Consider the following 13,960-nt stretch of genomic DNA (forward strand, 5'->3'; position numbering starts at 1 on the left):
AACTTGTCCTAATATTCTATCATATTAAGTAGGCTATAGAGATTACCAGATAGGTAATGGGATATAATGAACTTTTCTTAAAAGCATAAATCTGCAACTTACATATACCTTTAGGGATTAATGACCATGATATTCAGGTTGCTTAAACGTGGAAACACTTTAATGTTATTATCTACTATATTCATATGTAATTCTTGTTCATAACCTGTACTCTCTAATACATATCTTCTATATTCTATATTTCTCCCGTCATCCATTAGGTACTCTTCACTGTCATCAGGTTTAAGAAGCCCTATATACTCCTTTGTGTTGATATCTTTTACTGCAATAAAACTATATACTGAATTAAAGAATTCTATAGTTTTAGATTCTTTATCATCACTAACCAATAATATCTGATACTCATTTTCTAAATTACTTTTATCGAGTTCAACAAAATGGATGGAGTTTATTATATTTTTCAATTGTTTTACATCTTCATAGTTGTCAAACACCAAATGAGTGTTAGGATTATAGATTCTATTAGATACATAATTATTGTCATTTGATTTATAATAACTCTCAATAAAGTTAATTGATTCTTGGTATAGTACATAACAATAATCCAAACAACCTTTAGTTATATCTAACAATTCTTTTTCCGAGTAAATATTACTTTCCTTTCTGAATTTTGGAGTGGTCAAATTTTTTTCGCCATTAAATAAATTGAATCTTGCTTGGGTGTATATTTGAAACCTATGCTTAACAACATTATTTAAATCTGAAATAAATTTATACTCCGAACTCCCCGTCACATGATTTAAGCTAGTGATAAAACTTCCAGTATACTCTGGAAATTCGGCTAACTTATCGACTACCTTATTGAAAGTTACTTGTTTTATTGGTAATGCTTGGTTAGCAAATAGCGCCGAATTAAGCCATTGACCAAATGTATCAAAAAAACTATGTAAAGTGCTGAAAATTTCAATGGTCAGTTTATCTATGACGACATTTCTTGCTACAGGTTCACCGAAATAATCCAAATTATCTTCAGAAGGAGCGTGCAATGTCACAGACCCTTTTTCTACAACACTTTTAAAGATTCTATCTCTTTCCTCATCAAAATTATTAAATTGCTCCAAGCATATATTTCCTAAAGCTTTAAAACTTATTTCAGCTGATGCTAACTTGTATTGACATGACGTTAAGAACTGAAGACTATCCAATATTTTTTTATCTTTCAAAAGTTTTACTAGTTCATAACTTGACATATAAATACCCCGCTTTCGAAAATTCTTATAAAAAAACCTCATTTACTTATGGTACGGTTCCCCCTTAATAATCCGAAACGCCCGATACACCTGCTCTAGTAAAATCAACTTCATCAACTGATGCGGGAATGTCATTTTTGAAAAGGATAACTTTTCGTTTGCTCTTTTTTGGACATCATTTGATAATCCAAGTGAACCTCCGATAATAAATGTGACTTTGCTTTTACCGTACGTGGCTAGCTGATCGAGGTTTTTGGCAAGCTGTTCAGAGGTTTGCTGTTTACCTTCAATGGCGAGGGCGATGACGTGACTATCTTGAGGAATTTTGGCAAGGATACGCTCACCTTCTTTTTGTTTTACTTGCTCTTCTTCAGCAAGACTTAGGTTTTCTGGTGCTTTTTCATCTGGCACTTCTATAAGATTAATTTGGGCATAAGCACCCAGACGCTTTTTATATTCATCAATACCTTGTTTTAAGTATTTTTCTTTTAATTTTCCGACAGTGATAATGGTTATATTCACAGTGTGTATAGCTCCTTTTCAAAAGTTATCCACAGAAGTTATCCACATATCAACAACTCCGTTTTTCACTCTTCCGAAATACTATATTTCGCTTTGTTTTGACAAAACTCGCATGATGTGGATAACTGAGCTTCATCTGTGAGTAATTCAATCTTGGGTGCGACTTCCTTTTCATCGATAATCATATCCATAGCAAGCTCTACATGCTCTTGACATACTGTTAAATCCATGTATTTAATCCGTCCCTTCTTTCTGCTTTCCCATTATAGCATACCCTTTACTTGCTTGTGGATACCTTATGAAAATCGACGTATTCATGGCATTGAATCGACAAAAAGTTCACTAAGTTATTTTACAGTAGACGCAAAAAATAACCGAACAACTCCAACAAAATGGTTTAAAAGTAAAACGAGTACACTCACGCGATTAGTATCCAAGACTGACATATTCAGATTAGCTTTGGCTGTCGCTCCTTTCTACTTTTTACAGCCACTTCGCCTTCATTTTCAAGCCTGATGTGGCCGCTTCTTTTCTTTTATGGCCACTTCCATCTAATTCTCCACCCCGAAATGGCGACTCTTCTCACAACATCCATCTACACCCTCGATATATCAGCTCTGCCTCCGATGCGACTACCTCAGCCTCCTCCCCTACCAAACTTCCCCCAACCTCAAAAAAACAGCGAGAAATCCCGAAAGATCCCTCGCTGTTCATCCTGTCTTCTTTTCCCCGCTCCCACTCACACTTTCACTTCACGAAACACGACACCTTAATAACTCTGCTGCTCCTGCAAAGTGATTGTCACGGTTTCACGATTGCCATCACGGTAGAAGGTGACTTCAACCTCATCGCCGATGTCTGCTTCTGTATAGAGGAATTTCCTTAAATCATGGGAGTCGTTCATTTCCGTTCCATTTATATCGACAATGACGTCATACTCCTGCATGTTTGCTTGTTCTGCTGCAGACATCGAGGCGACACTTGTTACGACGACACCACCTCGAACATCATTAGGGAGGTTTAATGTCTCTTGCCAATGATAGCTTTGGATTTGATTTAACGAAATGATTCCGACACCGAGCTGTGGACGTCTTACTTCTGAAAAACGCTCAAGATCATCAATAATTGGTAAGGCTATCGCTGTTGGAATCGCAAAGCCAATTCCCTCGACAGAGCTTTGGGCGATTTTCATCGAGTTAATCCCAATCACTTGGCCTTCCATATTGAGTAAGGCACCACCACTATTTCCTGGGTTTATGGCAGCATCGGTTTGCAGCACCTCGGCATGCCAATCGATTTCACCGTCACCATTTGTATCAATCGGAATACTTCTTTCTGTCCCGCTAATGATACCTGATGTAACCGAGCTCGCAAATTCTAGTCCTAATGGATTTCCAATCGCAATCGCTGGTTCGCCCACACGTAATGTATTGGAATCGCCAAACTCGGCGACCGTTTGCACCTCATCACTATCGATACGCAGCACGGCTAAATCGGTTAGAACGTCTTCGCCGACTAGCTCCGCTTCAATTCTTGAGCCATCAGCAAGACTGACCTCAATCGCACTTGCACCATTAATAACATGTTGATTCGTCACGATAAAAGCATGGTCATCGGCTATTTTATAAACAACACCAGAGCCCGTTCCTTCACCTGGCATCCCGAGAAAGCCAGCTTGCTGAATATTGACCACACCAACAACGGCATCGGATACTTCATCGACAATATTCGTAATATCGGTTTCTATCGAATAAGAAACCGACTGTAAATCGCTCGGTTGACTAGGTGATGCACCGATCTCTTCTGGTGGCTCCCCGTCATTTAATCCGAATGAAATCCATCCGAAATTAGACATCAGTGGCATTGCTATTAACATCACTATGGCACCAATTACCCCACCGAAAAAAGCAGGGAGTATGGAACCTTTTTTATTTCTGCGCGTGGAACGCTCTTCACGTATATGGTCATCATAGTATCCCATCTATTACAGCCTCCTACATGATCAGCATCTTTTACTTATTTATATACTATATTTAAAGTGAAAAATCGACTCTTTTGTCTTGATTTATGGCCACTTGTAATCAAAATCATGTACGCCTTCCTAGCCAACATCTTTGAAAATTATTTTTTCATGAGCCGCCTGGTGTTGGTTCATTACACTCTTCTAGTATTACCGCTACGAATTTTTTTCAAACCATTTATACGATCGTTAAGGCTGTTGGTTTAATGGGATCGGTATCATATAAATCAAACGTTTCATTGATTCCTAGCTCTTGCTCTTTTAATACTTGTTCTACCGTTAGTCTAGCTAAATCCTTCATATTATTATCTAGACTTAAATGGGCCAAGTATATACGTGATGTTTCATCGGTAATCACATCGGCTAAGGCAAAGGCTGCATCTTCATTGGAGACGTGACCGACATCACTTAAAATTCGTCGCTTCGTGCTCCATGGGTATCTACCCATTTGTAACATATTAATATCATGATTTGATTCAAAGACAAACATGTTGGAGCCTTTAATCGTGCCTTTAATCCGGTCACTGACATACCCCATATCGGTCGCGAGTGTCAGCTTTCTCCCCTCATGATGGAATACATAAAACATCGGTTCCGCGGCATCGTGAGACACACCGAAGGATTCGACCTGCATATCCTCAAAATCCTTCACTTCACCGATTTCAAAATGAAATTTCTGATCGGTCATAATTGTGCCAAGTGATGCTTCCATCGCCTGCCATGTTTTTGCATTGGCATAAATCGGGAGCTTATGCTTTCTCGCAAAAATGCCGACTCCCTTAATATGATCACTATGCTCATGTGTCACTAGAATTCCGTCAAGTTCCTTAGGATCTCGATTAATTTTTTGAAAAAGCTCGTCCATTTTTTTGCCACTTAAGCCAGCGTCCACTAAAAGGCGTTGCTTTTCCGTTTCCACAAACATAGCATTCCCCGTACTACCACTTGCAAGCACGCTAAATCGTAGCGTCATTTCCCTCACTCCAGTATGTTCAACTTGCTCATTACGTTTCTTCTTCTTCCTCAACCGTTAAATTCTGAACGTCACCCTCGATCGCATGAATTAAATACGATTCATCATTACTCAATGTGACTAACCACATCGGTGCATACATTAAGTCTTCATTTTCAAAGGTGTAACGATTATGATAGCCGTACTCAATCGACGTAATCGTATCACCAATCCCGATAAAGCTTAGATTAAGTAAGACTTCAATCGCCTTCAAACTAGAAAGAATTTCACTTTCACTTCCATGTTCCTCAAATTCAATATAACGCTGTTCATATTTAACAATCTCACGTTCCTCATTGAGGTGAATAATTAACGGTGCGTACTCATCTGAATAAGCGGTATGCCCATTAAAGGCTTGATACAAATAAATGCGCTCGTAGCTTTGGTCGTAATGACCGAAGCGATAATCAGCTCCACCATTCACATGATTGATTAAGAAGTTCGTTAAATCCTGACTAAATTGTCCTTCCGTTAATGGGAACGGTTCCTGTAAAAGCGATGTTAAAATTTTGCCATCCTCACTTACTTGCGTCACTTGATTATCACCTAAATAATCAAGATGTTGATCCGTGAATGGCTGATTACGTCCAATAATATGGTGATCGTCGCTATCAACTTCAGGCAATTCAGTATCAATCGTAATATTATTCGTATTAAGTCGTTCTTGTAACGTCATTTCTGGAATCGAGCTCATCTGATAATGATCGTTTTTCTGGATTAACTGAAACGTTAGGAAAACATTTAATAATAGAAACGTGATAATAAAAATCGTTTTCGTTCTATTCCAATTCATCTCGTATTTCCTCCGTTACATCTGAGCCCGTTTGATCATTGATATCAACCTTCTCCCAACGCCCATCATATAAAATAAACCAATTCGGTTCTGCCGTTATATAGGATGGTGAACGGCTTCTCATTTCATAACCAATTAACATTTTTTCAATCTTATCTACGTCAAAAAACTCATTTTGCTGTAAAAATTCAAGAACCTCAGGCCCTGCCGGCAGCTCGATCTGCTTCGAATCAATTGGCGAGCTCTCGACTTTAAAAAGCGGCCTGGAATAATGCGAAGTTTGCCCACCAACACGATTGACCTTAATATCCATTAATCCTTCTTGGCCATCAAACATAATAACCGGCAAATTTCCTAACCTCAGTTGAAAATCTACTTCCGCCTCAGCCTCCGTTAAAGAGTCCCAATCGGCTAAATAATACGGGTTTGTCCAACCATTATGTCCGTTAATAAAATCATAGCTTGAATCAACAATATTCCGAGACATCAGTTCTTCCGAAATCACATTATAGCGAAATTCCATAAACTCCTCATTGTTACCGGTCATTCTTGTTAGCATTCGGCTTCCATCGGTATAGATGCTTTGCCCATTTGCTTGCCTAATTTCGGTAATAGAATTAGGTACCGGGAATAAAAGACGTTGGAAAAAGCTAATATCTAAAGAGCTGACAATATATGAGGAACGTCTGCCTTCATAAGGCACATTCGCAATGTAAATTTGTTCACGGAATTGCTCTTCCTCGACATTTTTAATGCCGATCGCTGGAATGAATTCATCAATGATCGCAAAGACATTTTGCTCGAACATATGATAATCAATATTGGTTCGTAAATTCGCAATGCCCTTCGATCTAGAGGAATAGAGCTGAATGTACATATTATTCGATCCATTCGGATTTTGGTAAATAAACATTCGATCAATGTCATCTAAAGGGATTTCTAAACCTTCATCCTCACTAACAAAAAGTCGGGCAAAAATACTTTTCGGAATCGCGGTTGGAAAAATTAACTCAAGCCCTTGTTCTACTTGAATCGGATAGCTTTGTTGAGAGTAACCGATCACATTTTCGACGACAACATTAGACCGAAAAATTCGCTGATACGTATCTGAAAAAGCACTATGATCAACCGGTATAAGATAGGATTCCTCCCCCTGAACAACGACAAGCTTTTCGGCGGTAATCACATCGGTAATCGAAGACAGGCTGCTGCCCCCTTCAAGTGTTTCCCTCGGAGCTAAGTTGTCACCTTCTGGTCTTGCCACATTAGGCTGAAAGGTCCATAGCTCCCACGTCAATAGAAGACTTAGGGCAACAAGTCCAATTAACAACCAATTTTTTAATTGTTCAAATCTCACTTATTGCCCCCCTTTTTCTTTTCAAAAGGTAAAGTAAAGAATATCGTTGTCCCTTTTCCATACATACTCTCTACCCAAATCTCTCCACTATGTGCTTGAACAAGCTCTTTGGCAATCGCTAAACCAAGCCCTGTACCACCGATACTTCTTGCCCTTGCCTTATCAACACGGTAAAAGCGGTCAAAGATTTTTTGCTGACTTTCACGTGGTATTCCCATCCCTTGATCCTGAATACTGACACGTATTTGTTTTCCATAATGCTCCATCCGGATCGTGACATTACCACCCTCCGGTGAATATTTCATGGCATTAGATATTATATTATCAATAACCTGTGTAAGCTTATCGCGGTCCATTTTGACATACGTATTTTTTGGCGTGATCTCGCGGGTAAAATGGATATTTTTATTCACGGCAATCATATCAAAGCGATCAACCACTTCGTGTAAGTATAAGCCAAAATCAACGGTAGTTAAGTTGAGCTTATAATCACGACTATCAATTTTGGATAGCTGCAGTAGATCATTAACGAGACGAATCATTCGCTCCGTTTCGTTTTGGGTTACCCCTAAGAATCGACGTCCTAACTCCTGATCCTCAATAGCCCCATCTTCTAATGCTTCTAAATAACTTTTCATCGTCGTTAATGGCGTGCGCAGCTCATGGGATACATTCGCTACAAATTCACGACGGTCCTGCTCAATTTGTTCCTGCTCGGTCACATCATGTAAAACGGTAATGACCCCATTAATTGGTCCATCATTTTCTTGAATGACCGAAAAACTCGCTTGTAGCATATACGCATTCTCATCATCACTAAAATCAAGAATTAACGATTCATCATGATCGAATAAATCATTAACATGATAAACCTCAGAAAGCTTTAAGACCTCCGTAATTGGTTTTCGAATCACTTCATATGTCGCTTTTCCAAGCAGCTCTTCTGCCCGTTTATTCATCAAAATAACAAGGCCATTCTCATCTGTAGCAATGACACCATCTGTCATATTACCGAGTACGGAGCTTAATTTTTTCTGTTCTCGGTCTCGGGTTGTAATCGCATCTTGGAGTTTTGACGTCAGATCATTAAATGATGTCGCAAGTTGCCCAATTTCATCCGATCCAAATACACGAACCTTCCTTGAAAAATCACCGTGTCCCATCCGCATCGCTTGTTTACGCATATCAAGAATAGGTCTTGTAATCGTTTGAGAGACGAGAACAATTAAGATGATGGTAATACCTAAAGCAATCGTCGTTCCAGATAAAAGAATGCCATTAATTTGCTCCATTTGATCATAGATCTCATCCATAGGAGCTTGAATTTGCAAAGCACCCACAATGACATTATCACGTTGCATAATCGGTACGACCAAGGAACGATATATATTTCCTTGGGCATCGACAAAGTTCCCTTCATCGGTCGTCCCTACTAATGCTCGCTTAATAAACACATCATTCGTCTGCTGTCCGATAATATTCCTTTTTGAAATATCAGATGTACCGATAACAACCTGATTGGCATCAACGACTAACACATCTGGATTCCTCACATCAAAAAGGTCACGTAATAGAGAATTCACTTCTACTTCAATGGAAGAGGAATCACTATTTGGGATAATCTGCGCTAAATTATAAGCCAAAAAATCGGCACGTTCTTGTAGCATTTGCAAGTGATTTTGATTGAGTTGATCCTCCAGCTGTTTAGTAAAATAAACGCCAATTACTTGCATCGCAATTAAAATTAAAAGCACATAAATAATAATGAGCTTAAACTGGATCGACTTAAAGAAACCAACCTTACTTTTCATTTATGCTTGCTCCAGTGGGTCTGGAGATGCTAGATAATACCCGACTCCTCTACGTGTAATAATCCATGTTGGGAAGCTTGGATTATCCTCCACTTTTTCACGCAAACGTCTAACCGTTACGTCTACAGTACGCACGTCTCCAAAATAATCATAACCCCAAACCGCTTGTAAGAGATGTTCACGGGTCATAACTTGTCCTAAATGCTTCGCCAAATAATGAACCAATTCAAACTCACGATGAGTAAGCTCGATCGTATCTCCACGCTTTTTCACTTGATAGGCATCCGGATAAATGGTTAAATCACCGATCGTGAGCTCCTTTTGTACATTCGTTTCGTCAGCACTCACTTTATGTCGACGTAAATTCGCCTTCACTCGGGCAAGTAGCTCCCGTGTGCTAAACGGCTTTGTCACATAATCATCTGCACCAAGCTCAAGACCTAGCACTTTATCAATTTCAGAGTCCTTTGCCGTTAACATAATAATCGGCACATCCGATTTCTTACGCACCTCACGACAAACCTCCATACCATCCTTATGCGGCAACATAATATCTAATAATATTAAATCCGGGTCAAACTTCTCTACTTGTGACAAGGCCTCCACACCATCATAAGCACAAGTGACTTCAAAACCTTCTTTTTCTAAATTAAACTTTAATATATCTGCAATTGGACGTTCGTCATCAACAACTAATATTCGTTTATCCATGTTTCAACGCTCCTGTTCTACACAATTATAACGTGCTACTCTCTAGTTTATCACAACTCCTACCAACTCTTCAGTAGGAAGCCTTTTCTACATGTACCACTTCTTGATAAGTCGAGTAAAAACCTTCTCACTAAGCAGAAAATTTACTTTGGCAAAAAGCGTGGTTCTCTTTGGCGGTGCGGCGGCTGTGTGTCTCTATTTGTGCAGCAATGGAGGGTCACTTTCGGTGTTCATTGCTGTGTATTTTTATTTGTGCGGCATTGGGTGCTCTTTTTCGGTGTTCATTGCTGCGTATTTTTATTTGTGCGGCATTGAGGACTATTTTTCGGTGTTCATTGCTGCGTATTTTTATTTGTGCGGCATTGAGGACTATTTTTTCGGTTTCATTGCTGCGTATTTTTATTTGTGCGGCATTGAGGACTATTTTTTCGGTTTCATTGCTGCGTATTCTTATTTACGGAGCATTGAGCTACATTTTTACGACTCCATTGCCGCGTATTCCTATTTCCGCAGCATTGAGCTACATTTTTACGACTCCATTGCTGCGTATTCTTATTTCCACAGCATTGGGGACTCTTTTTCGGTGTTCATTGCCGCGTATTTCTATTACTACCACTCCGCTCAACCAATTAAGATTAACTGTGCCGAATATACAATTTCACGCGCTTTTGTCACTCACGAACACAAACCGGCTGAATCAAAAAACTTGCCGACTAGCGATTAAAGCTACAGTCGACAAGTTTATCTAAATAATTTTGTTCATTAAGGTAAATAGTCAATCGGGTTTAGAAGTTGGCCATTTCGTGTTACTTCAAAATGCAAATGAATACCCGTCGAATCACCGGTTGAACCCATTACACCGATTTGCTCTCCCCGCTTAACTGTTTGGCCTACATTTACACTCGTTGATTTTAAATGGGCATATAACGTTTCCATGCCATTATCATGCCTAATTCTAATATAATTTCCATATCCGCCACCACTTGTAACAGCTGTGATTGTACCTCTCTCGGCCGCGTAAATTTCAAACGTACTTGGACGAGCAATATCTATCCCTTTATGATAACGACCCCAACGGTTCCCTTGGTGACTAGAAATATATCCACCATCAGCTGGCCAAGCTAGCTCAGAGCGTTCCTTTGTACCTTGAATAACGACTTTTGAAACGGGTTCCTCAATCACTTCCTGGTCAATCACTTCTTGTTCCACTTTTTCACCGTTCACATAAGTCGTCTCATATTCTACATACTGTAACCCCTTTTTACCAGCTCGTTCAACCTTCTTTTCATCTTTATAAAGGCTCGTATCTTCTTTGATTTCTACGTCATAATCAATCTCTTCTTCTTTCTTACTAACTTCAATTACCTCTAAATCCAAATAGGTCTGCATATCGCGGATTTTTAATTCATCGCCAGGTCGAATGACACTATCTGACTCTAAGTTGTTGAAATCAACTAATTCTTTCATAGATACATCAAGCTCTTTGGCAATTTGACTTAATGAATCTCCTTCTTGCACATCATATACGACCTCTGTTTCTTTTCCTGCTTCTACTTCAGAAAAAGCACGCTCAACCGATACAACTTTGTCCGGATTCACAAGAACTTCTTTTTTCTCAATATCTGTTAAAAAATTGATAGATTCAATTCGTTTTTCATTCAAATCTAATTGTGCATTGGTCTGAGCACTTGTTTGCACGACTTCGCGCTCACTGCTATCACTATCAACTAAACGCTTTTCGGCTTCTTTTTTTTGTTGATAGCGTAAAAATGCCTCTTCTTCCACCTGATCCATGACAATTGCTTGCTTTAACTTTGAGAAAGCTTCCTCCGCAGGTAAGTAGACAATTTCTTCTTCATTAATGACAAGAGCTGTCGCTACCGCTTTTAAAGTGACCGCTTCAGCCAAGTTCTCAAATGCCATTTCCGACTCAGCATTTTTGATAAATACAATCTCTGAAACGATATCAATCTCTTCGACCACATTGAAGGTTAAGCCTTCATATTTTTCTTCCTTTTCTTCTATTAATACTTGTAGGAAATCGTCCAACTCGTCTTCCTCATTAATTGTCCCGATAAACTCTTCATCTATATATAAATGATAAACACGCTCCATAACAATGCCTGAGCTTGCTAAAACATTCGAAAAACCTGATATAAAAAATATAAAAACGAAAGTGGCGATCCACCTTTTACTGATTTGGCGACCTGCCCTTAGTTCATGACGATTCTTATTATGCTTTTTCCTCACCCACATATACAAAATACCCCTTATTTTATTGCCCTTATAACGGACCTATTAATCTATGATTAGAAACTATTGCTCAAATACATAGCCAAATAGGCGATTAAAAAACGACCTATTTTTGACCTTCTTCATTTTAGCATAATTCTAAATAAGATGGGGCTAAATGACTAAATGATAATAATTTGTAATCTCTATGTAACTATATTCATGGAGTTTGAACACATGGTATGCTAAACTTTCTATTGATGAATCACTATGCACATCATTACCAGCAAGCATGAAAGTAAGAGTAAATCGACATACGCAGCAATGCGAGCGCAAACCTAATGCGGAGCAAATAAAATACTTCAAAGTTCAACGGCTAGTTTTGGACGTTTTAGGGTGTTTATAACAAATAACCAAAAAAGTTTAATTGGACCTGGTATCAGAGATTAAGGAGGCAAGAAAGTAGCCTCCCTTATTAGGGTGAAGGCTACTTGTAGGATAAATAAGGAGCTTCAAGAAATATGATCAGAGAGTCAATTATTATGATGCATGTTGATTTAACTATCTTTTAGTAAAAACAGCGGAGAAAGTCCCTTTTGCAATACCATTACTTAATAATTGAGGTGAATCTGCTACAATGAAATATTCATTAATTTTCGTATTACCATAATAACTTTCGACATATCCCTGGGTGAAATTATATCTAGGACGAAAAGTCATATAAGCTCTTTGACCAGGATTTAAATCAACTCCATATTGAGCCCCGACATTATTCTCTAAACTTTTATTCCATGTAAAAGTAGCTCTTGTTCGAATAATATTTTTTATACTAGTGCTAACACTAACGGAAAACTTTTCTTTATGAGAAACACTTTGTGTTGCGGAAACTCGACAAGATCTTGCATCAGTAGGACACGACATAGGGTTAGATACCTGTACTGCTGCTCCAATTTTTTCACCTGTACCGGTTTGCCTATATGTGTTTATAACAGAGAAAGGCGTAATTAAGTTATCGTCATATTCAGCAACTTCATTAAACAACTTTTCAAGCTGTGCTGATTCATTTAGCTCTAATAAATACTCTTCTAATGAGATTGATTTTAATCCGTTTTCTGTCAATTCGTATGGGTGTGCTAAATACTCGCCAGTTTCTTTATCATAGATATACTCTTTATCAAAAGTTAATACATATCTTTCGTTATCTGCTAATACATTTGTGGACAACAGAAATAGTACTGTAACAAATACAAATACAATAGATACTTTTTTCATCAAGTTAATTCCCCTTTTCTACTTTAAATTAACTTTTGTATCTCTATCCTCAGTGATATCAACATAAAAAAAGTTATTATCTAGTAATATTATGTCAGTATTGTCACTTTTATCAAGTGTGAGAGATATAGATTCATCAAATTTTTTTCCAATAAGAAGTGCTAAGTTTTCATTTTCATAACTAATATAATTAAACCCAACTTCTGAAGATGGAATCCTGTAACCACCTTGATGGTTTTCAACATAAAAATCATTATTTCTGTTAATTACTTCAAAGCTGTAAATGACATCAAATCCAGTATAATAAAAGATTATAATCTTATCTAGCTCTTCAATGTTAAGAATCAATTGATTTGGTTCTATGTTGTGTTCCTCCATAACAGATTGAATTGCATGATCATAACTTTTAAAAGTTTCTTCTTGCGTACAAGCCATTAAAAAGAGTGAAAAAATAACAAACAATAATTTTTTTAACATTAACATCTCTCCTACTCTATTCATTTGAAAGCTCTTATTTGTACCTAAAAAAATCTTAGCATTAGTCATATGGAATTAAAATAAAAATTTTCTACATATTAGCAGACTAATATATTCCGAAAGTAAATCGCAATAGAATCTATAGTCAATAAGTTCCCTATACATTTGAAAACTTGCCGATTGGCAGGCCATGCAAAAAAAGAGCTATTCCACAAAGCGTATATACCGCTTTTTTGGAATAGCTCTTTTATAAAAAACTAATAACCATTCAAAAATTTTCTATCTCTTTTATTCAAATAAAAAAGTATGCCTTTGCATACTGAACAAAAAGGGAAAATCTATATAAAGTGCCGGCCAGAGGACTTGAACCCCCAACCTACTGATTACAAGTCAGTTGCTCTACCAATTGAGCTAGACCGGCATAAAAAAATGGTGGCTTGGGACGGAATCGAACCGCCGACACATGGATTTTCAGTCCATTGCTCTACCGACTGAGCTACCAA

At 38.0% G+C, this 13,960-nt stretch carries 13 protein-coding genes and 1 tRNA gene; 1 reads left to right on the forward strand and 13 read right to left on the reverse strand.

Annotated elements, in window-relative coordinates; translation table 11 throughout:
- Window positions 1–110 precede the first annotated feature (110 nt).
- The 9 genes from PQ479_RS08515 to yycF all read right to left on the reverse strand — a co-directional run bounded on the left by PQ479_RS08515 (window position 111) and on the right by yycF (window position 9,476).
- On the reverse strand, window positions 111–1,250 hold the full coding sequence (locus PQ479_RS08515; RefSeq protein ID WP_273716929.1) for a hypothetical protein: 1,140 nt from the start codon (window positions 1,248–1,250) through the stop codon (window positions 111–113).
- 42 nt (window positions 1,251–1,292) lie between these two features.
- On the reverse strand, window positions 1,293–1,772 hold the full coding sequence (gene rlmH, locus PQ479_RS08520; protein WP_047986653.1) for a 23S rRNA (pseudouridine(1915)-N(3))-methyltransferase RlmH: 480 nt from the start codon (window positions 1,770–1,772) through the stop codon (window positions 1,293–1,295).
- A 65-nt stretch (window positions 1,773–1,837) separates the two neighbouring features.
- Window positions 1,838–2,002, reverse strand: coding sequence for a CxxH/CxxC protein (locus tag PQ479_RS08525; RefSeq protein WP_069187696.1), 165 nt, complete (start codon window positions 2,000–2,002; stop codon window positions 1,838–1,840).
- 539 nt (window positions 2,003–2,541) lie between these two features.
- Window positions 2,542–3,753 carry a S1C family serine protease gene (locus tag PQ479_RS08530; protein WP_047986652.1) on the reverse strand — a complete coding sequence of 404 codons (1,212 nt, stop codon included), beginning with the start codon at window positions 3,751–3,753 and terminating at the stop codon, window positions 2,542–2,544.
- 217 nt (window positions 3,754–3,970) lie between these two features.
- Window positions 3,971–4,765 carry an MBL fold metallo-hydrolase gene (locus PQ479_RS08535; RefSeq protein ID WP_047986651.1) on the reverse strand — a complete coding sequence of 265 codons (795 nt, stop codon included), beginning with the start codon at window positions 4,763–4,765 and terminating at the stop codon, window positions 3,971–3,973.
- Window positions 4,766–4,796: 31 nt separating this feature from the next.
- Window positions 4,797–5,597 carry a two-component system regulatory protein YycI gene (locus tag PQ479_RS08540; RefSeq protein WP_047986650.1) on the reverse strand — a complete coding sequence of 267 codons (801 nt, stop codon included), beginning with the start codon at window positions 5,595–5,597 and terminating at the stop codon, window positions 4,797–4,799.
- Window positions 5,584–6,954 (reverse strand): YycH family regulatory protein, encoded by a 1,371-nt coding sequence (locus PQ479_RS08545; protein WP_047986649.1) that lies wholly within the window; start codon window positions 6,952–6,954, stop codon window positions 5,584–5,586. Before PQ479_RS08545 ends, PQ479_RS08540 begins: the two co-directional genes overlap by 14 nt.
- Window positions 6,951–8,765, reverse strand: coding sequence for a cell wall metabolism sensor histidine kinase WalK (gene walK / locus PQ479_RS08550; RefSeq protein WP_047986648.1), 1,815 nt, complete (start codon window positions 8,763–8,765; stop codon window positions 6,951–6,953). Before walK ends, PQ479_RS08545 begins: the two co-directional genes overlap by 4 nt.
- Entirely contained in the window at window positions 8,766–9,476 is a 711-nt protein-coding gene (gene yycF / locus PQ479_RS08555) for a response regulator YycF (RefSeq protein WP_047986647.1), read from the reverse strand. It lies immediately after the preceding gene.
- A gap of 148 nt (window positions 9,477–9,624) precedes the next feature.
- Here yycF and PQ479_RS08560 point away from each other — a divergent pair, with 148 nt between their 5' ends.
- A complete protein-coding gene (locus PQ479_RS08560) occupies window positions 9,625–10,200 on the forward strand; it encodes a hypothetical protein (protein WP_273716930.1) in 576 nt (191 codons plus the stop codon).
- Window positions 10,201–10,238: 38 nt separating this feature from the next.
- On the opposite strand, the gene PQ479_RS08565 is transcribed toward PQ479_RS08560, so the two are convergent.
- The 4 genes from PQ479_RS08565 to PQ479_RS08580 form a co-directional block, all read right to left on the reverse strand.
- Window positions 10,239–11,732 (reverse strand): M23 family metallopeptidase, encoded by a 1,494-nt coding sequence (locus tag PQ479_RS08565; RefSeq protein ID WP_053070243.1) that lies wholly within the window; start codon window positions 11,730–11,732, stop codon window positions 10,239–10,241.
- A 537-nt stretch (window positions 11,733–12,269) separates the two neighbouring features.
- The gene (locus PQ479_RS08570) at window positions 12,270–12,980 is read right to left on the reverse strand and encodes a DUF6060 domain-containing protein (protein ID WP_047986646.1); all 711 of its coding nucleotides are present in this window, start codon (window positions 12,978–12,980) and stop codon (window positions 12,270–12,272) included.
- A gap of 18 nt (window positions 12,981–12,998) precedes the next feature.
- The gene (locus PQ479_RS08575; protein WP_047986645.1) at window positions 12,999–13,457 is read right to left on the reverse strand and encodes a hypothetical protein; all 459 of its coding nucleotides are present in this window, start codon (window positions 13,455–13,457) and stop codon (window positions 12,999–13,001) included.
- Window positions 13,458–13,805: 348 nt separating this feature from the next.
- A tRNA-Thr gene (locus PQ479_RS08580) sits at window positions 13,806–13,878 on the reverse strand.
- Between the last annotated feature and the right edge of the window lie 82 nt (window positions 13,879–13,960).

The organism is Alkalihalobacillus pseudalcaliphilus, assembly GCF_028610675.1.
GTDB lineage: Bacteria > Bacillota > Bacilli > Bacillales > Bacillaceae_D > Alkalihalobacillus > Alkalihalobacillus pseudalcaliphilus.

Bases quoted from the DNA above. Each gene is read 5' to 3' on its own strand.
- PQ479_RS08570 (WP_047986646.1), bottom strand. From the start codon at position 12,980: ATGAAAAAAGTATCTATTGTATTTGTATTTGTTACAGTACTATTTCTG.
- PQ479_RS08530 (WP_047986652.1), bottom strand. From the start codon at position 3,753: ATGGGATACTATGATGACCATATACGTGAAGAGCGTTCCACGCGCAGA.
- PQ479_RS08540 (WP_047986650.1), bottom strand. From the start codon at position 5,597: ATGAATTGGAATAGAACGAAAACGATTTTTATTATCACGTTTCTATTA.
- PQ479_RS08525 (WP_069187696.1), bottom strand. From the start codon at position 2,002: ATGGATTTAACAGTATGTCAAGAGCATGTAGAGCTTGCTATGGATATG.
- PQ479_RS08575 (WP_047986645.1), bottom strand. From the start codon at position 13,457: ATGTTAAAAAAATTATTGTTTGTTATTTTTTCACTCTTTTTAATGGCT.
- walK (WP_047986648.1), bottom strand. From the start codon at position 8,765: ATGAAAAGTAAGGTTGGTTTCTTTAAGTCGATCCAGTTTAAGCTCATT.
- PQ479_RS08535 (WP_047986651.1), bottom strand. From the start codon at position 4,765: ATGACGCTACGATTTAGCGTGCTTGCAAGTGGTAGTACGGGGAATGCT.
- PQ479_RS08515 (WP_273716929.1), bottom strand. From the start codon at position 1,250: ATGTCAAGTTATGAACTAGTAAAACTTTTGAAAGATAAAAAAATATTG.
- PQ479_RS08565 (WP_053070243.1), bottom strand. From the start codon at position 11,732: ATGTGGGTGAGGAAAAAGCATAATAAGAATCGTCATGAACTAAGGGCA.
- yycF (WP_047986647.1), bottom strand. From the start codon at position 9,476: ATGGATAAACGAATATTAGTTGTTGATGACGAACGTCCAATTGCAGAT.